Annotated in this window: 18 protein-coding genes and 4 tRNA genes; 8 read left to right on the plus strand and 14 right to left on the minus strand. The window is 62.3% G+C overall.

Features of this window, described 5'->3' with window-relative positions; translation table 11 throughout:
- Window positions 1-51: 51 nt before the first annotated feature.
- From CDPAHKCJ_RS03840 to CDPAHKCJ_RS03855, 4 genes are all read right to left on the minus strand, one after another.
- A tRNA-His gene (locus CDPAHKCJ_RS03840) sits at window positions 52-126 on the minus strand.
- 68 nt (window positions 127-194) lie between these two features.
- Window positions 195-269 (minus strand) — tRNA-His (locus CDPAHKCJ_RS03845).
- A 93-nt stretch (window positions 270-362) separates the two neighbouring features.
- A tRNA-Arg gene (locus tag CDPAHKCJ_RS03850) sits at window positions 363-439 on the minus strand.
- Between the two features lie 86 nt (window positions 440-525).
- A tRNA-Pro gene (locus CDPAHKCJ_RS03855) sits at window positions 526-602 on the minus strand.
- 624 nt (window positions 603-1,226) lie between these two features.
- On the opposite strand from CDPAHKCJ_RS03855, the gene folD reads away from it, so the two are divergent.
- The gene (folD, locus tag CDPAHKCJ_RS03860; RefSeq protein WP_054555494.1) at window positions 1,227-2,096 is read left to right on the plus strand and encodes a bifunctional methylenetetrahydrofolate dehydrogenase/methenyltetrahydrofolate cyclohydrolase FolD; all 870 of its coding nucleotides are present in this window, start codon (window positions 1,227-1,229) and stop codon (window positions 2,094-2,096) included.
- 89 nt (window positions 2,097-2,185) lie between these two features.
- Window positions 2,186-2,896, plus strand: a complete 711-nt coding sequence (gene mtnN, locus CDPAHKCJ_RS03865) for a 5'-methylthioadenosine/S-adenosylhomocysteine nucleosidase (RefSeq protein ID WP_166018745.1) — start codon at window positions 2,186-2,188, stop codon at window positions 2,894-2,896.
- A gap of 105 nt (window positions 2,897-3,001) precedes the next feature.
- On the opposite strand, the gene cysS is transcribed toward mtnN, so the two are convergent.
- Both cysS and CDPAHKCJ_RS03875 read right to left on the minus strand, forming a co-directional pair.
- Window positions 3,002-4,384, minus strand: a complete 1,383-nt coding sequence (gene cysS / locus CDPAHKCJ_RS03870) for a cysteine--tRNA ligase (RefSeq protein ID WP_166018965.1) — start codon at window positions 4,382-4,384, stop codon at window positions 3,002-3,004.
- 202 nt (window positions 4,385-4,586) lie between these two features.
- Window positions 4,587-6,266, minus strand: a complete 1,680-nt coding sequence (locus tag CDPAHKCJ_RS03875) for a glutamine--tRNA ligase/YqeY domain fusion protein (RefSeq protein ID WP_166018746.1) — start codon at window positions 6,264-6,266, stop codon at window positions 4,587-4,589.
- Between the two features lie 238 nt (window positions 6,267-6,504).
- On the opposite strand from CDPAHKCJ_RS03875, the gene CDPAHKCJ_RS03880 reads away from it, so the two are divergent.
- Window positions 6,505-6,999, plus strand: coding sequence for a peptidylprolyl isomerase (locus CDPAHKCJ_RS03880; RefSeq protein ID WP_043331309.1), 495 nt, complete (start codon window positions 6,505-6,507; stop codon window positions 6,997-6,999).
- 152 nt (window positions 7,000-7,151) lie between these two features.
- Window positions 7,152-7,925 (plus strand): UDP-2,3-diacylglucosamine diphosphatase, encoded by a 774-nt coding sequence (locus tag CDPAHKCJ_RS03885; RefSeq protein ID WP_166018747.1) that lies wholly within the window; start codon window positions 7,152-7,154, stop codon window positions 7,923-7,925.
- A gap of 85 nt (window positions 7,926-8,010) precedes the next feature.
- Here CDPAHKCJ_RS03885 and CDPAHKCJ_RS03890 read toward each other — a convergent pair whose 3' ends face one another.
- From CDPAHKCJ_RS03890 to CDPAHKCJ_RS03900, 3 genes are all read right to left on the minus strand, one after another.
- Window positions 8,011-11,925 carry an AAA family ATPase gene (locus CDPAHKCJ_RS03890; RefSeq protein WP_166018748.1) on the minus strand — a complete coding sequence of 1,305 codons (3,915 nt, stop codon included), beginning with the start codon at window positions 11,923-11,925 and terminating at the stop codon, window positions 8,011-8,013.
- A gap of 78 nt (window positions 11,926-12,003) precedes the next feature.
- The gene (locus tag CDPAHKCJ_RS03895) at window positions 12,004-12,816 is read right to left on the minus strand and encodes a tRNA-(ms[2]io[6]A)-hydroxylase (protein WP_166018749.1); all 813 of its coding nucleotides are present in this window, start codon (window positions 12,814-12,816) and stop codon (window positions 12,004-12,006) included.
- A gap of 16 nt (window positions 12,817-12,832) precedes the next feature.
- Window positions 12,833-13,327 carry a DUF1289 domain-containing protein gene (locus CDPAHKCJ_RS03900; RefSeq protein ID WP_166018750.1) on the minus strand — a complete coding sequence of 165 codons (495 nt, stop codon included), beginning with the start codon at window positions 13,325-13,327 and terminating at the stop codon, window positions 12,833-12,835.
- Window positions 13,328-13,746: 419 nt separating this feature from the next.
- Here CDPAHKCJ_RS03900 and acnB point away from each other — a divergent pair, with 419 nt between their 5' ends.
- Window positions 13,747-16,350 (plus strand): bifunctional aconitate hydratase 2/2-methylisocitrate dehydratase, encoded by a 2,604-nt coding sequence (gene acnB, locus CDPAHKCJ_RS03905; RefSeq protein ID WP_166018966.1) that lies wholly within the window; start codon window positions 13,747-13,749, stop codon window positions 16,348-16,350.
- Window positions 16,351-16,509: 159 nt separating this feature from the next.
- On the opposite strand, the gene CDPAHKCJ_RS03910 is transcribed toward acnB, so the two are convergent.
- On the minus strand, window positions 16,510-17,130 hold the full coding sequence (locus CDPAHKCJ_RS03910; RefSeq protein WP_166018751.1) for a porin family protein: 621 nt from the start codon (window positions 17,128-17,130) through the stop codon (window positions 16,510-16,512).
- A gap of 333 nt (window positions 17,131-17,463) precedes the next feature.
- On the opposite strand from CDPAHKCJ_RS03910, the gene rraA reads away from it, so the two are divergent.
- Window positions 17,464-17,964, plus strand: a complete 501-nt coding sequence (gene rraA, locus CDPAHKCJ_RS03915; protein ID WP_166018752.1) for a ribonuclease E activity regulator RraA — start codon at window positions 17,464-17,466, stop codon at window positions 17,962-17,964.
- Between the two features lie 89 nt (window positions 17,965-18,053).
- On the opposite strand, the gene CDPAHKCJ_RS03920 is transcribed toward rraA, so the two are convergent.
- Window positions 18,054-19,346 carry a dicarboxylate/amino acid:cation symporter gene (locus CDPAHKCJ_RS03920; RefSeq protein ID WP_205700780.1) on the minus strand — a complete coding sequence of 431 codons (1,293 nt, stop codon included), beginning with the start codon at window positions 19,344-19,346 and terminating at the stop codon, window positions 18,054-18,056.
- 383 nt (window positions 19,347-19,729) lie between these two features.
- Window positions 19,730-22,117 carry a phosphoenolpyruvate synthase gene (gene ppsA, locus CDPAHKCJ_RS03925; protein ID WP_043331316.1) on the minus strand — a complete coding sequence of 796 codons (2,388 nt, stop codon included), beginning with the start codon at window positions 22,115-22,117 and terminating at the stop codon, window positions 19,730-19,732.
- A 395-nt stretch (window positions 22,118-22,512) separates the two neighbouring features.
- Between ppsA and CDPAHKCJ_RS03930 the strand changes: the two genes are divergently transcribed.
- Together CDPAHKCJ_RS03930 and CDPAHKCJ_RS03935 are read left to right on the plus strand one after the other, a co-directional pair.
- Window positions 22,513-23,346: a pyruvate, water dikinase regulatory protein gene (locus CDPAHKCJ_RS03930; protein WP_166018754.1), complete on the plus strand. Its 834-nt coding sequence runs from the start codon at window positions 22,513-22,515 to the stop codon at window positions 23,344-23,346.
- A 102-nt stretch (window positions 23,347-23,448) separates the two neighbouring features.
- Window positions 23,449-23,736, plus strand: a complete 288-nt coding sequence (locus tag CDPAHKCJ_RS03935; protein WP_166018755.1) for a pyrimidine/purine nucleoside phosphorylase — start codon at window positions 23,449-23,451, stop codon at window positions 23,734-23,736.
- A gap of 134 nt (window positions 23,737-23,870) precedes the next feature.
- Here the strand turns inward: CDPAHKCJ_RS03935 and CDPAHKCJ_RS03940 are convergent, their stop codons facing one another.
- Both CDPAHKCJ_RS03940 and CDPAHKCJ_RS03945 read right to left on the minus strand, forming a co-directional pair.
- Window positions 23,871-25,250 (minus strand): MATE family efflux transporter, encoded by a 1,380-nt coding sequence (locus CDPAHKCJ_RS03940; protein ID WP_166018756.1) that lies wholly within the window; start codon window positions 25,248-25,250, stop codon window positions 23,871-23,873.
- Window positions 25,251-25,370: 120 nt separating this feature from the next.
- Entirely contained in the window at window positions 25,371-25,784 is a 414-nt protein-coding gene (locus CDPAHKCJ_RS03945) for a rhodanese-like domain-containing protein (protein WP_166018757.1), read from the minus strand.
- Window positions 25,785-25,794: the final 10 nt, after the last annotated feature.

Here is a 25,794-nt window from a genome sequence, read left to right on the forward strand (position 1 = left end):
CATGCCGCCCGCCCAAGTGGGCCAGGCAGCATCCTGATATTCATCGAGACGTGGGGTGGATGATGGGGTTCGAACCCACGACCACCGGAGTCACAATCCGGGGCTCTACCACTGAGCTACACCCACCACTTCTGGAGGTTGGACAGAAAGCCTGTCGTCTCCATCTCGTTGATACTGCTCAAGCTGACATGCAATGGGGTGGATGATGGGGTTCGAACCCACGACCACCGGAGTCACAATCCGGGGCTCTACCACTGAGCTACACCCACCACTGCATGAACATCTTCACATCGTCTGGTCGCAGTCATCAGGCTCTATGAAGAGCATTCCGACATCCACTTCGATGACAAACGTCATCTCGATGGCACGCCCAGCAGGACTCGAACCTGCAACCTACGGCTTAGAAGGCCGTTGCTCTATCCGGTTGAGCTATAGGCGCAGAAACTGATACTGCGAGTCAACCTCCGGACAAAGCCCTGAATACTGTCTCAAAAGACCGAAGCCTTGCGATACGTTGTATCCAAGTGGTCGGGATAGAGGGATTCGAACCCCCGACATCCTGCTCCCAAAGCAGGCGCGCTACCAGACTGCGCTATATCCCGAAACCGTCTTCAACCGACCGTCGAACCCCGTCGATGCGAGGCGTATTCTACCGAACTTTCGTCTGCGGTCAAGCCCTTACGTGAATTCTTTCCAAGAGAATCGTTTGCCCCTCGCGCTGTCATGCCAATGACCTCTCATGAGCATTCAGCGCTGCAGCCTCCAATATCTCTCCTTGCTGATACATGACGCCATGCCTGTCATCGACTCTGCCACTGACGCAGTGATCACTTGCGACGGCTGAGTACCGCCGGTGGACTGACTATTGTCCTCATGCCTTCTACCTCTCTGCCATCCACTCTCTACCATACGCCCTACCCTTCTCCTTACTCCGCTCTCTGCTTCACCCTTTGCCACTCCCTATCTGTTTCTGCCTCTGCTTGGACCCTTTACCTTTCCTTGCGCCTCTACCGATGAAGACTCAAGACGATAACCGCATGACATGTCCCACTCCCGCCTGTGACTTGGCGCCGTCATCTGACCTGCGGATGCCTGCGAAAGACCTGACACCCATGACAGCTTTCGACCAAGGTCGTCATTCGGCGTTGACTGGAGGGCAAGGCATGCGAAAATTGGCCATCGTTGTCCCTCCTGCATTTATCGCCCACGAGAAGGAATGATCGCTGATGTCAGCACAACTGATAGATGGCAAGGCCATTGCCGAACGCGTACGCCAACAGGTAGGCCGTCAGGTCGATGCGCGTCGTGATGCCGGTGAACGTATTCCGGGGCTTGCCGTCGTGCTGGTCGGTGAAGATGCGGCCTCCGAGGTCTATGTTCGCAACAAGCACCTCGCCTGCGAGAAGGCTGGCATCCTCTCAACCCAGCACCGCCTGTCCGCTGACACCACCCAGCAGGAACTGGAAGCCCTGGTCGACCAGCTCAATGATGACACCAGCATTGATGGCATCCTGGTGCAGCTGCCGCTGCCGGCGCATCTCGATTCACGCCCGATTCTCGAGCGCATCCGCACCGACAAGGACGTGGATGGCTTCCACCCCTACAACCTCGGTCGCCTCGCGCAGCGCCTGCCGGTGATGCGCCCCTGCACACCCAAGGGCATCATGACCCTGCTGTCCGAGAGCGGCCTGCAGGTGCGCGGTATGGACGCCACCATCGTGGGCGCCTCCAACATCGTCGGTCGTCCGATGTCACTGGAGCTGATGCTGGCCGGCTGCACCACTACCGTCTGTCATCGCTTCACCAAGGACCTGGAGAGCAAGGTGCGCCAGGCAGACCTCGTCGTGGTCGGCGTCGGCAAGCCGGGCCTGGTCAAGGGTGAGTGGATCAAGGAAGGCGCCATCGTCATCGATGTGGGCATCAACCGCCTCGACAACGGCTCACTGGTCGGTGACGTGGAGTTCGCCCCCGCGGCGGAGCGCGCAGGCTGGATCACGCCGGTACCGGGCGGCGTCGGCCCGATGACCGTTGCCTCGCTGCTGGAGAACACCCTGTTCGCCGCCGAACTGCACGATGCCCAGCTGGCCGGCAAGTAAGCACGCCCCCCCCCTCTCGCTGACACCTTCTCTAGCCGCGGGGCATCGCATGACAGGATGCCCCGCAGGCCCTGCTACAGGATTTCACCATGTCCCTCAAGACACTTGGCATCATCGGCGCCATGGCCGAGGAAGTCGCCATCCTCGCCGAGCTGTTGGAAGACAGCATCACGACTCAACATGCCGGCTCCACCTTCCACGTCGGCCAGCTGCACGGCCTCAAGATCGTGCTGCTGCAGTCCGGCATCGGCAAGGTCAATGCGGCCGTCGGTGCCTGCCAGCTGATCGAGCGCTACCAGCCGGACGCCATCATCAACACCGGGTCCGCCGGGGGCTTCGCCTCTGATCTGGAGATCGGCGACGTGGTCATCTCCAGCGAAGTGCGTCACCACGACGTCGATGCCGTGGTGTTCGGCTACGAATACGGCCAGGTGCCGCAGATGCCGGCCGCCTACCCGTCAGACCCGGCACTGGTGAAGATCGCGCGTGAGTGCGTCGAAGCCCAGGGCGAGATCAAGGCACGTGAAGGCCTGATCTGCACCGGCGACATCTTCATGGCAGACCCGAAACTGGTCGCGCTGACTCGCTCACGCTTCCCGGACATGCTGGCCGCCGAGATGGAAGCCGCCGCCATCGCCCAGACCTGCTTCGTCTACGACATGCCGTTCGTGGTCATCCGTGCACTGTCGGACATCGCCGGCAAGGACAACAACAGCCAGTCCTTCGAGGAATTCCTGCACGTCGCCGCACGTCAGTCCTCGCGCATGGTCGAGGCCATGGTCAAGCGCCTCGCCAGCTGATCGCAGATGATTCGAAAGCGGTGCTGGTCGACAACGCACAAAAAACCGCCGCCCCTCACGGGACGGCGGTTTTTTTCATACTGACATCGCATCACGCAAGTGACATCAGCCCTCCAGCACCCAGGTCGTTCCCTCACGGGAGTCCTTGAGGATGATGCCCTGAGCGGCCAGCTCGTCACGAATGCGGTCCGCACCCGCGAAATCCTTGGCCTTCTTGGCGGCAGCACGCGCTTCGATCTGCGCCTGGATCTCGTCTTCCGACAACGACAATGCAGCAGTGTCACCCTTGAGGAAGACCGCCGGGTCCTGGCCGAACAGCCCCAGCAGGCCGCCCAGCGCGGTCAGCTCGAAGGCCAGCGCCGGCGCCTGCTGCGGTGACTCCTTCTTGGCACGGTTCAGCTCGCGAGCCAGCTCGAACAGCACCGACAGCGCACCGGCCGTATTGAAGTCGTCATCCATGGCAGCCACGAAGCGAGCCCGCCAGTCGCCTGACACCTCGCCTTGCTCAGGCGTGACATTTTCCAGCGCATTGTAGAAGCGCTCCAGCGAACGACGCGCTTCATCCAGCGAGTTGGCCTCGTAGCTGATCGCGCTGCGGTAGTGGCTGGCCACCAGCAGGTAACGCACCACTTCCGGGTTGTGCTGCTCCAGCACATCACGAATCGTGAAGAAGTTGCCCAGCGACTTGGACATCTTGTCCTGCCCGACACGCACCGCGCCGGCATGCATCCACACATTGGCGTACTGCTGGCCAGTGGCAGCTTCGGACTGGGCGATCTCGTTCTCGTGATGCGGGAAGGTCAGGTCCGGCCCGCCGCCGTGGATATCGAAGGTGTTGCCCAGGCAGCAGGTCGACATCGCGGAGCACTCGATATGCCAACCCGGACGCCCATCGCCCCAGGGAGACGGCCAGCTGGCCTCGCCCGGCTTGGCGGCCTTCCACAGCACGAAGTCGAGCGGGTCTTCCTTGGCCTCTTCCACTTCCACGCGCGCGCCGGACTGCATGTCATCGAGCTGACGGTTGTTGAGCTTGCCGTAGCCCTCGAAACGACGCACACGGTAGTAGACATCACCGTTGCTGGCCGCGTAGGCAAAGCCCTTGTCGATCAGCGTCTCGGTCATCGCGATGATATCGCCGATGTGGGCGGTCGCCCGTGGCTCGCGATCAGGACGCAGGATCCCCAGGCGCCCTTCATCTTCATGCATCGCCTGGATCATGCGCTCGGTCAGCGCCTCGAAGGCTTCGCCATTCTCGTCGGCACGCTTGAGGATCTTGTCGTCGATATCGGTGATGTTGCGCACATAGGTGACGTCATAGCCACGCGCACGCAGGTAACGCGTGATGATGTCGAAGGCCACCATCACACGCGCATGGCCGATGTGACAGAGGTCATAGACCGTCACGCCACAGACGTACATGCGCACCTTGTTGCCTTCCAATGGCACGAAGGGTGCCTTGGTCCGGCTCAGGGTACTGTAGATGGACAGTGTGCTCGCGGCATCTTCGAGTGAAATCATTCAGTCATCGCCCTTGGCTACTTTGCTGACAGCGCTCTGCCAGCCTTGCGAAATGGAGCGGCCCGCAGGCCGGTCATGCAGCTTCGTCATCGAAGGTACAGGATCAGCCTGCGGGCCGTGAAGCGGGTCAAAAGTCATGCCAGCAGGCCTCCCGCGGGAGGCCTGGCTGCCATCAACCCTTCTTCTGGGCCTTGGCCCAGCCGTCCTTCAGGCTGACGGTGCGGTTGAAGACCAGTGCACCATCGACGCAGTCATGGCGGTCGGCGACGAAGTAGCCGATACGCTCGAACTGGTAACGCGTTTCCGGCGCGGCATTGCGCAGGCTCGGCTCACCGAAGCCCTTGACGATGCTCAGCGAGTTCGGATTGAGGTGCTCAAGGAAGTCGACATCCTTGTCACGGTCCGGCTCGGCTTCCAGGAACAGGTTCTCGTACTGACGCACCTCGACCGGCACCGCGTGCTCGGCGCTGACCCAGTGGATGACGCCCTTGACCTTGCGGCCTTCCGGATTCTTGCCGAGGGTATCGAGGTCGACACTGCAACGCAGCTCGACGATCTCGCCGGCCTCATCCTTGATCACTTCATCACAGCGGATGACGTAACCGTTGCGCAGACGCACTTCCTTCTCGGGCGCGAGGCGGAAGAACTTCTTCGGCGCATCCTCCATGAAGTCGTCGGCATCGATCCACAGCTCACGGGTCAGCGGAATCTGGCGCATGCCCATGTCGTCACGTGCCGGATGACCGGGCACCTCGAAGACTTCCTCGTGACCTTCCGGCAGGTTGGTCAGCACCACCTTGAGCGGATTGAGCACGCACATGGCCCGCAGCGCGTTGTCTTCCAGGTCGGAACGGATGGCATGGTGCAACATGCCGATCTCGACCATGCCGCCATCCGCGCGGCTCACGCCGATCATGTCGCAGAACTTGCGAATGGAAGCCGCGGTGTAGCCACGACGGCGCATGCCGGAGATGGTCGGCATGCGCGGATCATCCCAGCCATCGACGACGCCTTCGTCCACCAGCAGCTTCAGCTTGCGCTTGGAAGTGACGGTGTAGTCCAGGTTCAGGCGTGCAAACTCGATCTGACGCGGCGTGACCGGTACCGGCAGATTGGCCAGGAACCACTCATACAGCGGACGATGGTCCTCGAATTCCAGCGTACAGATGGAATGCGTCACGCCTTCCAGCGCATCGGACTGACCATGCGTGAAATCGTAGGACGGGTAGATCTTCCACTTGTCGCCGGTCTGGTGGTGGCTGGCATGGCGGATACGATAGAGGATCGGATCACGCAGATTGATGTTGGGCGCCGCCATGTCGATACGGGCACGCAGCACCTTCTCGCTCTCGCCGAATTCGCCCTTCTTCATGCGCTCGAGCAGATCGAGGTTTTCCTCGGGGCTACGCTCACGGTAAGGGCTCGGGCGACCCGGCTCCTTCAGCGTGCCACGATATTCACGAATCTCGTCCGGCGACAGGTCATCGACATAGGCCTTGCCTTCACGCACCAGGTGCTGGGCCCAGGCATAGAGCTGGTCGAAATAATCGGAAGCGAAGCGCACCTTGCCGGCCCACTCGAAGCCCAACCATTCGACGTCTTCCTTGATGGCGTCGATATAGGCCTGCTCTTCCTTGGCCGGGTTGGTGTCATCGAAGCGCAGGTGACAATCGCCACCGAGCTGCTGCGCCAGACCGAAGTTCAGACAGATCGACTTGGCGTGCCCGATATGCAGGAAGCCATTGGGCTCCGGCGGGAAACGCGTGACAACCTTGTCGGCACGGCCGGCCTCGAGTTCTTCGCGGATCTGGTTAAGCACGAAGTTCGGAGCGCTCTGGGTCTCGGTACTCATGAAGTTTCGCTGCACCTCTGTGTGGTTCCTGGGCGTCGTATTGCGGGTCGTCATGTGGTTGAACGAACGTGCGCAAGGACAACAAGACGGATGATCGGGGCTGCATCCACGCGCCTGCCGCCCGCTCAGGCTTTCGTGTCTGGATGCAAAGCCGCTATTATAGCGCGACGCCCGCAGGCGATGCCATGAAGCCGCGCCTGCCTGACACTTGAGCAAGACAGATGACCGGGAAGCCCGAATGATCGTTCTTCACACCAACTACGGCGATATCACCCTCGAACTCAACCACGAGAAGGCCCCGAAGACCGCGGCCAACTTCGAGCAGTACGTGCGTGAAGGCCACTACAGCAATGTCCTTTTCCACCGCGTCATCCCGGGTTTCATGGTTCAGGGCGGTGGCTTTGACACCGACTTCAACCAGAAGCCGACCAATGGCGTGATCGAGAACGAAGCCGACAATGGCCTCAAGAACGACCGCGGCACCGTGGCCATGGCTCGCACCATGGACCCGCACTCCGCCAGCGCCCAGTTCTTCATCAACGTCAATGACAACGACTTCCTGAACTTTACCAGCAAGACCAGCCAGGGCTGGGGTTACTGCGTGTTCGGCAAGGTCGTCGAAGGCATGGACGTGGTCGAGAAGATCGAAGCGGTCAAGACCACCCGTCGCGACGGCCACGCCGACGTGCCGGCAGAAGACGTGATCATCACCAGCGCTGAAATCACCGAATAAGCGATTTCGCCTGATCACGCCGCAAGGCGTGCCTGCCGCCCGGCCTTGCCTCGTGATCGCGAGTGCCAGGCTGGGCGGTTTGCGTTATGAACTCCCACGGCAGTGCGCCCCTGCGATGCCCTGCTGACCGCCCACCTTCGCGGACCCCGACCATGAACACGACTGCCACCACCCTCTTCATCTCCGACCTGCACCTGCAACCCGACACGCCAGAGATCGCCCGGGGCTTCCTCGACTACCTGGCACGCCTGGCAACCTGCCAACCTGCCGTCGAACGTCTGTTCCTGCTGGGTGACATCTTCGAGGTCTGGGTCGGCGATGACTATCGCAACGACTTCACCGACAGCATGAGCGCTGCGCTCAAGCGCATCGCCGAGCGCGGCAGCGCGATCTTCTTCATGCATGGCAATCGCGACTTCCTGGTCGGTGAGACCTTCGCCGCCGAGGCGGGCGTAACCCTTCTGCCCGACCCGAGCGTTATCGAGCTCGATGGCGAGCGCGTGCTGCTGATGCACGGCGACAGCATGTGCACCCGCGATGAGGCCTACATGAAGTTCCGCGCCATGACCCGCGACCCGCAGTGGCAGGCACAGATTCTGGCCATGCCGCTGGAGCAGCGCCTGGCGCTGGCCCAGTCACTGCGCATGCAGTCCGGCGAGACCAACAGCGAGAAGGACGAGGCGATCATGGACGTCACGCCCGAGGAAGTGGTGCGCGAGATGCGTGAGCACGACGTGCGCACGCTGATCCATGGCCATACGCATCGCCCGGCGGTGCATGAACTCGAGATCGATGGCGAGCGGGCGCGCCGCATCGTGCTCGGCGACTGGCGCCCGACTCAGGCCTTCGACATCATCGCCCGTGGCCAGGGACCGGAGCTGCGTGAATTTGCACTGCCGCTGGTCGATGCGATCACCCACGGCTGATCGCTCCGCGCGCATCAAAAAGCCCCGCTGCCGGTCACGGCAGCGGGGCTTTTTGCTCACACTCTCACAGCGTCAAGCGTTTCGTTCAGGCCGGTGACGACGCCTTGCGGCGCGCACGCCCCTCGGCAATCTCCACCAGCTGATGCCAGCCCAGTACCGCAGGGGCGTCGGCGCTCGGCAGCTCTTCCAGCAACACCTTCAGGCGCTGACACCGCTCGGCATCATGGGCATCGACCAGACGCAGCCAGGTGGCAAGCCCCATGGCTTCATGATGGGTGTTTTCCTGCTCGATGGAGTAGGACAGCCCCTGCTCGATCAGGGAGCGTACCTTCTCCAGCGGCAGTCCCTGAGCACTGCGCAGGCTCGCGACCAGATAGCTGACTTCTGACAGGTAGAAGGAATTGCGCTCCTGGGCGACCAGCAGCACCTTCTCCATGTATTCCTCAGCGGCAGCGTGCTCGCCCAGCGCCATCACGGCGTCCATGTACCAGAGGTTGGGCCGCTGATGACGCTCGCGACCGGTCAGCTCGGCAAACTCGTTCATGCTCGACTGCAGCATGGACAGGCCATCGCGGTCGCCGTTCATCGCCCGCGCCCAGCCCAGCACGCCATGCGCGGCCATGTGCCACAGGTGAAGGTCCGCTGAACGCGTCACTTCCAGGGCCCGTTCGGCGCGCTGGGTCGCCAGATGGGTGTGACCCAGCTGGCGATACAGGGAGGTGGAGAACATCAGCGCCATCGCCAGCGAACCGGGCTGACCGATCTGCTCGGCCATGCGAATCGCCGCCTCGGCCTGCTGCTCGGCCTTCACGTAGTCGCAGCGCAGGCACGATGTCCAGCTCTGCAGACAGGAGGCCGCCACCTGCGGGTGATCGCTGAACGGCAGCCATTCGAGCACCATCGGATGGTTGACCGGATCGATCTCATCCAGGTGCTCGCCCGCCACACGCACGCGACCAGCCCAGAACTCACAGTGGGCACGCGCATAATCGGCCAGGCGACGATAGCGATCATCGGAAAGCTCTTCCGCCAGCTCGCTGAGGCCCGAGGCCAGCGCGAAGGCATCGGCGTGGGCATGACGCTCACTGCAGCCGACCCACAGGCCCCATTTGACGATGAAGGCCTGCTCGAGGTCCGGCTCGTCGTCCTCGACCAGCGCAGGGCTGCTGAGCAGGTTGCGTGCCTGCACGAAGCTCTCGTGGGCAATGCGTGAGCCATGGCCTTCCAGCGCGAAACCGGACTGGCCACGTACCGTCAGCAGGCTGACCTCGCGCTCTTCCTGGCCCTCGACATGCTTGAGGCAGGCCAGACCGTTGTCCGCCATCTTGAGCGCGGTGCGGTTGGCGCTGATCTTGAGCGCCTCACGCGCCGAGAGCTCGAAGTAACGCGCGGCACGGCTGAAGTTCTGCGACTTGCGCAGGTGGACGGCGAAGTAGCCGGGGTGACGACTGATCCAGGCGGGGTACTTGTCCTCGATCAGCGCGACCACCTGATGGTGAATCCGGCGCCGCACATCCCGCGGACACGACAGATAGGCCGCTTCCTGGATCAGCTGATGGGTAAACTGGTAGTCGAATTCACTGTCGCTGCTGCAGGCCTCGATGATCTCCAGGCGCTGCATGTTCTCGATGGCGCGCTTGAGCCGTCCTTCCTCGAACTCACAGCTCTGGCGCACGAAGCTCAGCTTGAAGACACGCCCCAACACCGCGGCGGCGTGAGCGACATCGCGCCCTTCTTCCAGCTGGTCGATGCGACTGGAGAGCAGTCCGATCAGCCCCTTGGGCAATTCGTCGAGCTGCACCGGGCGCCCTTCACGGCGATCCATGTCGAGACGGCGACAGATTTCCTGAAGGTAGAGCGGCACGCCATCGCAGCGCTCGATGAGCTGGCTGCGCATGCGCGGACTCAAGTGCAGGCGATAGCGACGTGACAGGTGCGACAGCAGGCGCGAGACCTGCATCGGATCGAGGCGACCCAGCGCGATGTGCTGGTCCCAGTTGAGCTTGACCGCCAGACTGTCGCGGCCATTATGGCTCGCGGCCAGCATGAAGCCGATGTTGATCGGCAGACGCGCCTGCAGGCCAGCCAGCACCTTGAGCGACGGCTCATCGAGCCACTGCAGGTCATCGATCATCATCACCAGCGGACGCAGGCTGGCTGACTTCTCGATCACCAGATGCAGTACGCGCACGACGCGTTCGACCGTCTCGCTGGACTGGATCAGCACTTCGTCTTCCGCAGTATCTTCCGCCGTGCCGAGCACCGCATGGAAGGAGCGACGCACTTCCTCGCTGATACCCTGCAGCGCTTCGGAGGACTCGAAGAGCTGCTCGACGCTTTCGCGATCGATATTGCCGTCCAGACGCCAGCGGATCAGCGCCGTCACGACACTGTAGGGCTCCAGCTGCGAGAGACGCGTGGTCGGCATCCAGCACAGCCCCACATCCTGACTCTGTTCCAGCTGACGGAAATTGACCATCAGGGCCGACTTGCCCATGCCGGAGTTGCCACTGACCAGCACGCTCTGGCGCAGGCCGATGCTCGCGCGGGCCAGCGCATCGCGCAGACGACGCAGCTCGCCCTCGCGACCGATCAAGGTCGGCAGTGAGGATTCACGGGTGCCGACACTGCTGCCCAACACCAGCGCGCGCAGACGCACGCGACCATCAGCGGCCAACAGGCGCGAGGTCAAGCGGGGTTGCAGGTCCAGTGCCGGCGGCATGTGCTGACTGGCTTCCTGGGAGATCACCAGCTCGCTGCCTTCGGCGGCGGTCATCAACTCGAGGGAATATTGCGTGACCTGACCCAGCGGGTCGGCCAGCTGACGCTCCGGCAGGTAGATGACCTGACCGGAGTGCAGGCCCGCTGACAGCGAGAAGGCCGGCGGCTTGCCTTCGCCGTCCCACAGCTTGGCGATCTCATCGGGGATCGCCTTGCTGCAGTGCTCATAGAGCGCGACCAGCTCGGCGAGCTGATGCGCCGGACCGTGGGTGCCGAAACATGCCAGACCCACGCCCCCCGTGGCGCCCGGCAGCCAGAAGCCGCCCAGGTGATGGCACTGCTGCTCCAGCCAGCGCAACAGCTCGATCTGCAGCGTCAGGCAGGCACGTGCCCAGACGCGGTCACGATGACTGTCCTTGACGCTCAGGCGAATGGCCATGACCGACAGCTGACGGTGATCGATTTCCTCTTCGCGCAGCGGCGCACTGTCCAATGACAAGGTCCGTGAGATGGCGCCCTGCGGCGTCATGGCACTCATGGTCTCGCTCTTGCCATCGGACCAGTAGCGAGCCAGTTGCAGGAAGCCGGGGTCCGGCTGCTGACCGGAGAGCGCCAGCTGCTGCAGGAAGGCATTGAACTGCTCATGGGCCGCGGCCGACTGCCCGCCTTCGGCCAGCTGACGCACGAGGCGCTCATGGAAGGGACCATAACCGGAGAAGCGGCTGACCAGCGTGCGCAACACGTCATCGGGCAGTGGTTCGTCCGTGGCCAGCACCCGCTCGGCGAACTGGATGACGCGCTGACGCCACTCGCCACGCACCTTGATCATCCAGCGCTGGAAGTCCGGGCACTGGGTCAAGGAGAGCTCCTCGACCAGATCGCCGCGATACAGGGTGAGAATCTCTCCCAGAGTGGCGACGGAGGGCGGTGCCAGCAGCAGGCCGTTGAGCTCGTCGAGATCAAGCTCCCAGTGCTCCGGCAGTGACAGCGCGATGGTCTGGCGCGACACCGTCAACAGGTTGTCAGCCTCTTCGCCGAGACTCTGACGCAGACAATGCAAGGCGTGGCGAAGGTTGGTCCGTCCGGAGGACAGCCCCTGATCCGGCCAGAGCAACTCCGCCAACCCGGCACGGGAGACGGCCTGATCATGCAGCAGCAGATGCAGAAGTAGCGCCTTGACCTTGTCGTAGCTGAACTGAGTCAGCGTGTCATCACCCAACGTCAGCTGGAAATGTCCCAGCAGTGCCAGTTGAGCTTGACCAGATGTTTCCTGCGTCATGTGTCATCCATTTCAAAGTCGCGAACGAAACGCCAGCCCTGCCACGGCGCCGGTGATCCCCTGTCCTTGATCCTTGCCTTAGTCTCTCGTGCCTTGATCCATCGCGTCCCGACCCACCCTGGCCGAGGCGCGCGCTGCCCGTCGTGCGCTCGGCTGACCACTGTGGAAGCGGAAGACAGCGTCGGGGGTTTCGATCAGCTCTCGTTCCACTTCACGTAGCACCGCGAGACGGGGTTCCAGTGGTTCATTGGTGTATTGCTCTGCCAACATGAGGTAATCCTCATAGTGACGTCCTTCTGACTTAACCAAAGTGCGATAGAACTTTGCAAGCTCTGGTTCCAGATACGGGATGAGGCGCGCGAAGCGCTCACACGACCTTGCCTCTATCAGGGCGCCGATCAGCAGGATGTCCACCAGGCGTTGCGGGTCTTCATCCCTGACCTGCTGGCGCAGGCCTTCGGCATAGCGCGAGGCCTTGATATGCCGATAGACGATGCCCCGCTTCTCCATCAGCCCGACTACCTGCTCGAAGTGCAGCAGCTCCTCGCGCGCCAGCTGTGACATCTTGGTCAACAACAGCGGCCGGTTCACGTAGCGGTACATCAGACTCATGGCGGTGGAGGCGGCTTTCTTCTCGCACTGCGCATGGTCGATCAGCAACAGCTCCGGATTTTCAAGCGCCGCCTCGACCCAGCTCAGGGGCGTCCTGCAGGGCAGAAAGGCCAGCAGCGACGCCGGCAGCAAGGCATCGGTATCTTCATCGCTTGGCCCCTGCGACGCTGCGATCACGCGCGCCCCAGCCTCATTCTCGCCATACTGCCCAGCATGGGCATCATCATGCTGCCTGCTCTGCTCAGGCGCAATCACATTGCGCTCGGTCACATCGGTCATTGAATTCATCATCACGTCAGTCTTTTGTCTCGCTCGCTTGCGTCTGCTGCTGACTGACAGGAGACACCTCGACGACGGAGTTCATCTCATTATCGGCACGCTTTGCCGCTTCCACCATGATTTCATCGTTTATCTGGGCAAAAAGCCGTTCGGGCTCAAGTTCTCGCGCATGGGCCAGTGGTGCGATGCCATATGCCGACAGGTCCTTGATGCGGGTACGCCCGACGCGCAGCAGCTCAACGGCGCGTGACAGCGCCGACTGATCGGCACGAAAACGGATGCGATGGCGGGTCAGTTGCTCGGCCAGCATGGCGTCATCGGCGACACGCAGCCAGCGGGCGGCGACCTGACTGCGCAGCTCGTCCAGTTCCAGCATGCGCTCGGCGCGCTGGTCACTGTCATAGCCGAACCAGGCGAGGATCTCATGATCATGACGCTGGCAGCCGCGACAGACGCTATCGCCGACCGTAGTGGAACAGACACCTACGCAAGGAGAAAGAATACGGCTCATGTGGCCCTCGGGGGAGGCGGAAAGTGTGATTCGGGGTAACACCATCATACCGTGCGCACCTGAGAGCCGACAGCATCGCGCCGTCAGTGCCGAAAGGACCTCGCGTCAACACCGCGCTGGACGTCATCAGCGCGTCATCAGCGTTGCCGCATAGTGTTTGCTCAGCGTGATTTCCTGACAATCAGATGAAATATCAGAATGTTATGTCGCAATAGGCGACCAAAGTCTCAGCCCCCGCCATTGGGCGCTCCTTAACATTGTCGACAAAGTTGAGTAGACTCGCATTCGCCCCGTAGCGCCTGATTCGCTCGCAATAAGACGCTTGAATTACCCGCAAGAAGCCTCGAGGTGCCCCGCCCTGCGTCTTCAAGACGACTGGCCCGCGCATTTCGACACGATTACAGATGAGGGTCTCCCACGTGCTTGAAGCCTACCGTCAACAGGTTGAAGAACGCGCCCAGCAGGGCATCCCGGCAAAGCCGCTGACTGCCGAGCAGACCGCCGAGCTGGTCGAACTGCTCAAGAATCCGCAGGCCGGTGAAGAAGAGTTCATCCTCGATCTGTTCACCAATCGCATTCCCCCGGGCGTTGATGAAGCCGCTTATGTCAAGGCTGGCTTCCTGACCGCCATCGTGCGTGGCGAAGCCGCTTCTCCGCTGATCGACAAGACACATGCCGTCAAGCTGCTCGGTACCATGCAGGGCGGCTACAACATCGCCACGCTGGTCGAGCTGCTGGACGATGAAAGCCTGGCCAAGGAAGCCGGCGAACAGCTCAAGCACACCCTGCTGATGTTCGACGCCTTCCACGATGTCGCCGACCGCGCCAAGGCCGGCAACGCCGTCGCCCAGGCCGTGCTGCAGTCCTGGGCCGACGCCGAATGGTTCCTGTCCAAGCCGGCGCTGGCCGAGAAGATCTCGCTGGCCGTCTTCAAGGTGCCGGGCGAGACCAACACCGATGACCTGTCCCCGGCGCCTGACGCCTGGTCACGTCCGGACATCCCGCTGCACGCCAACGCGATGCTCAAGAACCCGCGTGAAGGCATCACCCCGCAGGAAGATGGCGTCGTCGGCCCGCTGGCCCAGATCGAGGAAGTGAAGGCAAAGGGCTTCCCGGTCGCCTACGTCGGTGACGTGGTCGGTACCGGTTCTTCCCGCAAGTCCGCCACCAACTCCGTGCTGTGGTTCTTCGGCGACGACATCCCGTTCGTGCCCAACAAGCGCGCTGGCGGCTTCTGCATCGGCAACAAGATCGCACCGATCTTCTTCAACACCATGGAAGATGCCGGTGCCCTGCCCATCGAGATGGACGTCGAGAAGATGGCCATGGGCGATGTCATCGACATCTACCCGTACGAAGGCAAGGTCTGCCGTCACGACACCGACGAAGTCATCTCCACCTTCTCTCTCAAGACTCAGGTCCTGCTGGACGAAGTGCGTGCTGGCGGTCGTATCCCGCTGATCATCGGTCGCGGTCTGACCGACAAGGCGCGTACCGAGCTGGGTCTGGAAGCGTCTGACGTCTTCCGCCTGCCGGAGCAGCCGAAGGACACCGGCAAGGGCTTCACCCTCGCACAGAAGATGGTCGGCAAGGCCTGCAACCTGGAAGGCGTGCGTCCGGGCATGTACTGCGAGCCGAAGATGACCACGGTCGGCTCCCAGGACACCACTGGCCCGATGACCCGCGACGAGCTGAAGGATCTGGCATGTCTGGGCTTCCAGGCCGATCTGGTGATGCAGTCCTTCTGCCACACCGCTGCCTACCCGAAGCCGGTCGACGTCGAGACCCACCACACCCTGCCCGACTTCATCATGAACCGCGGCGGCGTTTCCCTGCGTCCGGGCGACGGCATCATCCACTCGTGGCTGAACCGCATGCTGCTGCCGGACACCGTCGGCACCGGTGGTGATTCCCACACCCGCTTCCCGATGGGCATCTCCTTCCCGGCGGGCTCTGGCCTGGTGGCCTTCGCCGCCGCCACTGGCGTGATGCCGCTGGACATGCCGGAATCCATCCTGGTGCGCTTCAAGGGCGAACGTCGTCCGGGCATCACCCTGCGTGACCTGGTCCACGCCATCCCGCTGTACGCCATCAAGCAGGGCCTGCTGACCGTCGACAAGGCCAACAAGAAGAACGCCTTCTCCGGCCGCATTCTGGAAATCGAAGGTCTGGAAGATCTGACGGCCGAACAGGCATTCGAGCTGTCCGACGCCTCTGCCGAGCGTTCCGCCGCCGGTTGTACCATCACGCTGTCCGACGAGAGCGTGACCGAGTACCTGAAGTCCAACATCACCCTGCTCAAGTGGATGATCGCCAATGGTTACGGCGATGCCCGTACCATCGAGCGTCGTATCGCTGGCATGGAAGACTGGCTGGCCAACCCGAGCCAGATGCGTGCCGACAAGGACGCGGAATACGCCGAGATCATCGAGATCGACCTCGCCGAGATCGATCAGCCGGTGCTGTGCGCGCCGAACGACCCGGATGATGCCCGTCTGCTGTCCGACGTCGCCGGTCAGAAGATCGACGAAGTCTTCATCGGCTCGTGCATGACCAACATCGGTCACTTCCGCGCGGCAGGCAAGCTGCTCGAGAAGCAGCCGGCCGGCAGCCTGAAGACCAAGCTGTGGCTGGCACCGCCGACCAAGATGGACCAGCACCAGCTGACCGAGGAAGGCTACTACGGCATCTACGGCCGTGCCGGCGCGCGCATGGAAATGCCGGGCTGCTCACTGTGCATGGGTAACCAGGCACGTGTGGCTGCCAAGTCCACCGTGGTGTCCACCTCCACGCGCAACTTCCCGAACCGTCTGGGCGACGGCGCCAACGTCTTCCTGGCGTCTGCCGAACTTGCGGCCATCGCGGCCGTCGTCGGTCGTCTGCCGAGCGTCGAGGAATATCAGGGCTACATGGGCGAATTCGATGCCATGGCGGGCGAGATCTATCGCTACCTGAACTTCCATGAGATCGAAGAGTTCCAGAACGCCGCTTCCAACGTGATTCCGGTCACCCAGGAAGCCTGATCAGGCGGGGAGTCATGGGCCACTGCATGACTCCCCTCTGACAGCAGCATTGGCGTCATGCCAACTGGCGTCATGCCAGACAATGAAACGGGCCGCCCCTCAAGGGACGGCCCGTTTTTTCATGCCTGCGACAAGCTCAGTAGGCGCAAGCGCCCTGCCTCAGAACTTGTAGCCGACCGAGGCGGTGAAGGCATCCACCTGATAATCGCTGTCGAAGTCATAGCGCTCGTACTCGGCACGGATCAGGAACGGGTCCAGATTGACCTGTGCACCGGCACCATAGACCGGATCAAAGCCGTCGTTGTCCTTCAGATCGACGCTGGAATTGCCCAGATTGCCATCGACATCGGTTTCCCACTTGGCCATCCCCGCCTTGGCGAACAGCGAGAAGTACTGGCCGATCGGCAGGATACCCACCACGTTGACACCGTAGGCCTTGGACTCGAGATCGGTATTGCTGAAGTCATTGCCCTTGAGCTGGACAGTTCCCAGGTCGGTGTAGAAGGCCTCGGTAGCGAAGTACGGATTGTACTGATAGCCCACGAAGGCCTTGTAGACGTTGTCGTCATCGTCGACATCAAAGTCATCACTGCCTGATTCGATGAAGTCACCGGCCTCATCGGAATCATCATTCTTCAGGCTGGAGAAACCGGTACCGGCACCGATGTAGAGCCCTTCGGCGGTATTGCCTGCCGCCTGAGCGTGGCCACTGAGCGCCAGAGCGAGAGCGGCGAAGGAAACGGTAGCCAACGGGGCGGCCAGAAGACGTGACTTGCTCATGTATTGCTCCTTGATCCAATGGGCGGCACAGGCAGCTGCCGGCCGGACACTGACGGTAAAACGGCGCCTGTCATGGGTTGCAGAAGCATCGTGGTAGATATAGAACAGTGTTTCAAGAGTGGCGTTTTGACTACTTGTCACGTCGCCAGTCAGCAACATGTCCTCGTGACCTTCCCGCTCCCCCGCTTGCGCGCGCCCGAGGCCCGCTTAGCCCTTCGCACAGGTGCAAAGGCCTGGCGTATCGGGCATTCTCGACGTTGTGGCATTGCAGCAATCGCCAGCGCTCCGTTCCCAAGCGCCCCTCACCGGGCCGCCCAGCACAAGGAATCCGACATGACGCATCCCATCTCCACCCCCGACCTCTGCGATGAGTTCCCCGACGTGCAGGTGCTCGAGCCGCTGTTCATCAACTACGGCGGCATCGAGTCCTTTGGCGGCGAAGTCGTGACCATCAAGTGCTTCGAGGACAACTCGCTGGTCAAGGAAGCCGTCGCGGAACCCGGCGCAGGCCGCGTCCTGGTCGTCGATGCCGGCGGCTCGATGCGCTGCGCCATGCTGGGCGACATGCTCGCCGAACAGGCCGCCAAGAGTGGCTGGGCCGGCGTGATCATGTATGGCTGCATCCGCGATGTGGATGAGATCCACGCCACCAACCTCGGCGTGCAGGCACTGGGCTGCTACCCGCGCCCCAGCATCAAGCGCGGCGAAGGCCAGCGCGATATCCCGGTCACCTTCGCCGGCGTCACCATCGTGCCGGGCGACTACCTCTACGCCGACAACAATGGTGTCATCACCGCCAAGGAAGCGCTGATCCGCACCCAGCCGACGCCCTGAATGGTCGTCTCACGCCATTGTGCGAGCCGCAATGAAAACGCCCCCGCAACCGGACAGGTTGCAGGGGCGTTTCGCGTCAGAGTGCGGACTCAGCGAATGCTGGCGGGCTCTGCGCTGGATGAATCGGCCTGTAAACCGGCTTGAGCACTGACCTGCGAGGCCGCAGCCGCATCGTCGGCACGCGCAAAGCGATCCACCACGGCGGCGCAAGCCGCGTCACCAGTGATGTTGAGCGCGGTGCGCGTCATGTCGAAGATACGATCCAGCGCGAACAGCAGAGGCAGGCCTTCGATGGGAATGCCGGCCGCCAGCAGCACGGCAACCACCAGGAACGACGGCCCCGGCACACCGGCCTGACCGATGGCCCCCAGAGTCGCGGTGAACACGATGGCAGCGTAGGCAGAGAAACCGAGATCGACGTTGAAGACCTGGGCGAAGAACATCGCCACCAGCCCGTAATAGATGGCATTGCCGCTCATGTTGATGGTCGCGCCCAGCGGCAGCACGAAGGCAGAGGTGGCGTTCTTGAGGCCCAGCTCCTTCTCGCAGACTTCCATGTTGACCGGCAGGGTCGCCATGGAGGACGCCGTGGACAGCGCGACGGCCTGCGGCTTCTTCATCGCGGACATGAAGCGACCCAACGGCACGTCAGAGCCGAACTTGACCACCAGCGGGTAGAACACGAAGCCGTAGATGAGAATCGCGCCCATGTAGACGAGGAACAGCTTCATCACCAGCGTCAACACATCGAAGCCGAAGGTGCCGACGGCATCCGCCATCAGGCCGAAGACGCCGATCGGCGCGATCAGCATCACAACGTTGATCATCCACACGAAGGCCTCGATCACGGTGTTCAGACCTTCGATCAGTGGCTTGCCACGCTCACCGGTCTTGGACAGACCAATGCCGAGGAACAGGCAGAACACCAGAATCTGCAGGATGTTGGCATCGGTGAGTGCACCGAAGATGTTGGTCGGCACCATGCCCAGAATGGTATCCATCACGCCCGGTACGCTGCCCTTGTCGGCGTAGGCGTTGGAGAACATGCCCTTGGCGCTTTCCAGGTCCACTCCGCTGCCCGGCTGGAAGACATGCCCCATCACCAATGCCAGCATCACGGCCACGGCGGAGGTCAGCATGAAGAAGGCGAAGGTGGAGAGACCGATCTTGCCGGCAGACGGGCTGTCGCCCAGATTGGCGGCTCCCGACACGATGGAGACCGCGATCAGCGGCACGACCAGCATCTTGATCAGGTGAATGAACAGCTCACCCAGTGGCGCGAACATCGAGGCGTCTTCGCCCATGTAAGCGCCTACACCAGCGCCCAGTATCATGGCGATGACTACCTGGACGCCGATGTTCTTCCATAAAGACTGTTTCACGTTACGACTACCTTGGATTGTGTCTGAAAGGTCGGTTGATGCGTGCCACCGCATTGCTGTCTACCGGTGAGGCCTGCCGTCATGGCCACCATGGATATTGTGGTCAGCGGGGTGGCTGGGATTATAAATGACTGCCTTTTCCACACGAGGCAGGATGATCATCATTTAGTCGCGGATTCGGGATCATTTTGTTGCTATTTGTTACGAACTGACATGTATCTGCCGACTTCTACACCATTGGTCTAATGTCTGAACTGACCAATCATTCAAGTTTCAAGCGCGAAACGAAAAGCGCCCACCGCACGTCGAGTGCGATGGGCGCCCTGAGTGACAACCACCCTCTGCGCCTCAGCGCGTCAGGTCACCGTCGTGGAAAGCCTGGGTTACACCAGCTCCTTGTCCGCCAGCATGAACCAGGTTTCCAGCACGGAATCCGGGTTGAGGGAGACGCTGTCGATGCCCTCTTCCATCAACCACTTGGCCAGCTCCGGATGGTCTGACGGGCCCTGGCCACAGATGCCGACGTACTTGCCCTGCGCCTTGCAGGCACGGATCGCCATCGACATCAGCTGCTTGACCGCCGGATTACGCTCATCGAAGAGATGAGCGACGATGCCGGAGTCGCGATCCAGCCCCAGGGTCAGCTGAGTCAGGTCGTTGGAGCCGATGGAGAAACCATCGAAGTGCTCGAGGAACTGATCCGCCAGCAGCGCGTTGGTCGGCAGCTCGCACATCATGATGACGCGCAGGCCGTTCTCGCCACGTACCAGACCATTCTCGCCCAGCAGCTTGATGACCTGCTCCGCCTCGCCGGTGGTACGCACGAAGGGCACCATGATCTCGACGTTGGTCAGCCCCATCTCGTCACGCACGCGCTTGAGGGCACGGCATTCCAGATCGAAGCAGTCGCGGAAGGTGTCGGACACGTAGCGCGAGGCGCCACGGAAGCCCAGCATCGGGTTCTCTTCGCCCGGCTCGTACATCTTGCCGCCGATCAGGTTCTCGTACTCGTTGGACTTGAAGTCCGACATGCGCACGATGACCTTCTGCGGATGGAAGGCAGCCGCCAGGGTGGAGATGCCCTCGACCAGCTTGTCGACGTAGAAGTCGACCGGGCTTGCGTAGCCGGCGGTGCGCGCATCGATGGTCTGCTGCAGATCGATGGGCAGGGTGGCGTAGTCGAGCAGCGCCTTGGGGTGCACGCCGATCATGCGGTTGATGATGAACTCGAGACGCGCCAGACCCACACCGGCATTCGGCAGACGCGAGAAGCTGAAGGCGCGGTCCGGGTTGCCGACGTTCATCATGATCTTGAACGGAATCTCCGGCATCTCGTTGACGCTGGTGACGGTGCGGTCGAAGTTGAGGATGCCGTCATAGACATGACCGGTATCGCCTTCGGCGCAGGAGACCGTCACTTCACGGCCTTCGGCGAGCACCGAGGTCGCGTCGCCACAGCCGACCACGGCCGGAATGCCCAGCTCACGCGCGATGATCGCCGCGTGGCAGGTACGGCCGCCACGGTTGGTGACGATGGCGGAAGCGCGCTTCATGACCGGCTCCCAGTCCGGGTCGGTCATGTCGGTGACCAGCACGTCGCCGACCTGGACCTTGTCCATCTGCTCCGGGTTGTCGATCACGCGTACCGCGCCCTGGCCGATACGCTGGCCGATGGCACGCCCGGTGACCAGAGTGCGGCCCTTCTCACGCAGCTGGAAGCGCTCGAGGTTGCCACCCTCTTCCTGGCTGACGACCGTTTCCGGACGCGCCTGGACGATGTAGAGCTTGCCGTCGTCACCATCACGCGCCCACTCGATGTCCATCGGGCGCTGGTAGTGCTTCTCGATGATCATGGCTTGGCGCGCCAGAGCCTCGACATCGGCATCGCTGATGCAGAAACGATGACGGTCCGGCACCGGCACGTCGACGGTCTCGACGGAGCGCCCGGCGCTGGTGTCGTCGGTGTAGACCATCTTGATCAGCTTGGAGCCCAGGTTGCGACGCAGTACCGCCGGACGGCCGGCAGCCAGCGTGGTCTTGTGGACGTAGAACTCGTCAGGATTGACCGCGCCCTGCACCACGGTCTCGCCCAGACCCCAGGAGCCGGTGACGAAGACGGCGTCGCGGTAGCCGGATTCGGTGTCCAGGGTGAACATCACGCCGGAAGCGGCCGTCTCGGAGCGCACCATCTTCTGCACGCCGGCGGACAGCGCGACCAACGAATGATCGAACCCCTTGTGCACGCGGTAGGAAATGGCGCGGTCGTTGAACAGTGACGCGAACACCTCGTGAACCGCACGCTTGATGTTGTCGAAACCTTCGATGTTGAGGAAGGTTTCCTGCTGACCGGCGAAGGAGGCGTCCGGCAGGTCTTCCGCGGTGGCGGAAGAACGCACGGCAACCTTCAGGTTCGGGTGTCTGGCCTGAAGCTCGGCATAGGCACGTTCCATCTCGGCCTCGAAGGCCGGCGGCAACGGCGTGTCGATGATCCACTGACGAATCTCGGCACCGACGCGCGCCAGTTCGACCACGTCGTCCACATCGAGGGCATCGAGGGCGGCATTGATACGCTTGTCGAGGCCTTCGTGGGCCAGAAACTCGCGATAGGCATAGGAGGTAGTCGCAAAGCCGCCGGGCACGGTGACACCGGCATCGGCCAGATTGGAGATCATCTCACCGAGCGAGGCGTTCTTGCCGCCAACGCGATCAACATCGTTCATGCCGAGCTGATCGAAATCGACGACGTATTCGGATGTGGCTTGCTGTGACAAGGGAACCCCCTGGTACCAATGGATGGAAACGAATGACCGATGGAGGACGATGAACCGCCTTCCGTTCAGCAATGACGCCACCCTAACAAGCTCTCTCTAGTATTAGCCATTGGTCTAACCGGCTAGTCAGTGGAGGAGGACTACAACCCTGAGCCTGTTTCAGACGTTCTGTCGCCATCGTCGGCGAACATGTCGACAAGCCAGAAACGGCCGCTACAGGAATGTAGTCATGAGGCGCATTGGTAGAGAACGGGAACACGGGATTTCTCATATCGCGCCACTGGCCCTGTGCCGGATATTGCAAGCTCGACAGTGAACGCCGACACTTGGGGTCTTCACGGGGCAACAGCCTGAGCGGGCTGGTGTCTTCGATTCGTTCTTCACGAGTGCCCGTCATGACCCGAACCGCCTTCTTCATTTCCGATGGCACCGGCATCACCGCCGAGACACTGGGACGCAGTCTGCTGGCCCAGTTCGAGAACACCGACATCCGCATGGTGACCAAGCCCTACATCGATTCGGCCGAAAAGGCGACAGCACTGGTCAAGGCCATCGAGAGCGCGCATGCCAACGACGGCGAGCGCCCGATCATCATCGACACCATCGTCGACCAGAACATCCGTGACATCATCTCCGAATCCTCCGGCTTCAAGGTCGACATCTTCTCGACCTTCCTCAAGCCGCTGGAAGAAGAGCTGGATACCCACTCGTCCTACAGCGTCGGCAAGACCCACTCCATCGGGCAGGACGACGTCTACATGAATCGCATCGATTCGGTGCATTTCGCCCTCGACAACGATGATGGCGCGCGCACGCATCAATACGACAAGGCCGACGTCATCCTCATCGGCGTCTCACGCTGCGGCAAGACGCCGACCTCGCTGTATCTGGCGCTGCAGTTCGGTATCCGCGCGGCCAACTACCCGCTGACCGAGGATGATCTGGACGAGTCCGGCACCCTCAAGATGCCGGCGTCGCTGGCGCCTTACCGCCACAAGCTGTTCGGGCTGACCATCGACCCGCGCCGCCTGGCCGCCATCCGCACCGAGCGTCGCCCCAACAGTCGCTACTGCTCGATCGATCAGTGTCTGCAGGAAGTCGAGCAGACCGAGGCACTCTTCCGCCGCTCCAAGGTGCCCTACATCGACACCACGCGTTTCTCGATCGAGGAGATCTCGACACGCATGATCGCCGAGACCGGCCTGGCACGCCGCTTCTCACCGCGCTGACCCCGACGTCAGATCATCAAGAGTCGCTCACGGCAACACACGTCGACCACGTCTCGACACATCGACCACAACAACACCGCTACTCACCCAGGAAACCCTCCCATGTTCAACACCAACCACTACTTCGACGGCCAGGTGGCCTCCATCGCCTTCCAGAGCGCTGACCTTCCTGCCACGGTCGGCGTGATGGCCATCGGCGAATTCGTGTTCTCCACCAGCCAACGCGAATACATGACGCTGATCAGCGGCGATATGCAGGTACTGCTGCCGGGCGCGGAAGAGTGGTACCAGCTCGCCGCCGGCGAAAGCTTCATCGTCGAAGCCAACCAGAGCTTCGAGGTGCGCACCACGGTCGAGTCCGCCTATCTGTGCAAGTACGAAGACGCCTAAGGCACTGGGAAAAAACCGCCTAAGGCACTGGGAAACGAAGCCCAAGGCACTGAAAGCCTGACATGAAAAAGCCGCCGTCCCCTCTCGGGCACGGCGGCTTTTTTCATCACGACGACTGCCTCTCGCTACCCGGCTCAGGCGCGTCGCCTGAGTACCGAACGCAGCGCCAGATAGCTGATGCCGCCCATCAACAGGTAGCTTGTCGCCACCCCGGCAAAGATGCCGATCACGCCATACAGGGTACCGCCCAGCCAGGCCAGCGGCACCAGCAAGGCAAACAGACGCACCAGCGAGAGTGTCATCGCGCGGCGCGGCTTGTGCAGCGCATTGAGACTGGAATTGGCGAGAATGATCACGCCCTGGGCCCCGAGGGCGGCGGGTATCAGCCACAGATAGGTGCTGACCAGCCCCGCGACCTCCTCACTCTCGGCGAAACGCGCCGCGATCCACTCACCGCCAAGCCCCAGCCCCAACCAGACAACCAGCTGCCAGACGAGAATGAAGGCCAGCACACCATGGATGGCGCGCCACACGCGCTGCTGCTGCCCGGCACCGTCGTTCTGACTGATGAAGGGCGACAGCGTCATGGACAGCGCCAGCACCAGAATCAGCGCCAGCGACTCGATGCGCGAACCGATACCGTAAGCCGCCACCGCCGCGTGCCCATGCTGACTGACGATACGCGTCACCAGCGCAGTGGCAATCGGCGTCATCACGCTGGTCAGCGCGGCAGGCAGACCGATCGCCCCGACCTCGCGCCATGACGTCACCAGCCGCGTCACGCTCAGGTGACGGAAATCGAGCCGCGCGCGCAGCAGTGGCAATGCCAGCAAGCCCAGCGTCATCGCCAGCCACGACAGCACCGTGGCCAGCGCCGCGCCCGCAACCCCCATGCCCTGCCAGTCACCGATGCCGAAGATCAGCAGCGGGTCGAGCAGCGCATTGAGCACTCCCGCCGCCGCCATCACCAGCGAGGGGACCAGCGTATTGCCCTCGGCGCGCAGCACGCTGCCCAGCACACGTGGCAGCAACACGAAGGGCGCGCCGAAATACCACACCTGCATATAGTCGCGGATATGCGGCATCAAGGTGTCATCGGCCCCCAGCAGCCTGAATAATGGCGCGATGCTGGCAAGCCCCAGCACCAGCATCACCAGCCCCAGCAGCAGCCCCAGCAGACTGGCATCCGTGGTACGTGCCTTGACCGTCTCGAACTCGCCGCGCCCGAGCCTGCGCCCCACCACGGCGGTGGTGCCGATGGACAGGCCGATGGCGATGCTGATGACGGCAAAGGTCACCGGAAAGGTGAAGGTCACCGCCGCCAGCTCCGCAGTGCCCAGCTGGGCAATGAACCAGGCGTCCACCAGATTGAACAGCATCATGGTGACGATGCCGCCGATCACCGGTCCCGTCATGCGGGCAAGCGTCGAGGCAATCGGGTCACGCAGCAGGTCACGCGTACCACGCCGAGACGAGGCACGCTTGGGGGTGGCAGGGGTATCAGGGTCAGACATACAGGCTCCGGACAGAAAACGACCCCGACCGGCGAGACGCCAGCGGGGTCGAACAGTGTAAAGCATCATCGTGTCAGATGAGGGGCAACGCCGGATCGCATCGAGCATTCCCACGCTGCATCAGTTGCCCTGCATGAAGGGCGAGACGACCTCTCCCCCCGACTCACGCCAGGCCGCGAAGCCGCCACCCAGATGGGCGACCGGCCCGAAACCCATGTCCTTGAGCGACTTGGTAGCCAGTGCCGAGCGCAGCCCACCAGCGCAGAACAGCACATAGCGGCCTTCGCGCGCGAAGTCGGCGCGGTGATAGGGTGAGGCCGGGTCGACCCAGAACTCCAGCATACCGCGCGGCGCATGGATGGCACCGGGAATGCGCCCTTCCCGCTCCAGCTCCCGCACATCGCGGATATCCACCAGCGTCAGGGGCGTACCGCCGGCGCGCGCCGCTTCCAGCGCCTCGCGCAGCTCACGGGGCGACAGGGTCTCGATCTCCGCCTCGGCGGCTGCCACCAGCTCACTGACCGGTCGAATCATGGGGTGCTCT

The organism is Cobetia sp. MB87 (assembly GCF_011319755.1).
In the GTDB taxonomy this organism is placed as follows: domain Bacteria; phylum Pseudomonadota; class Gammaproteobacteria; order Pseudomonadales; family Halomonadaceae; genus Cobetia.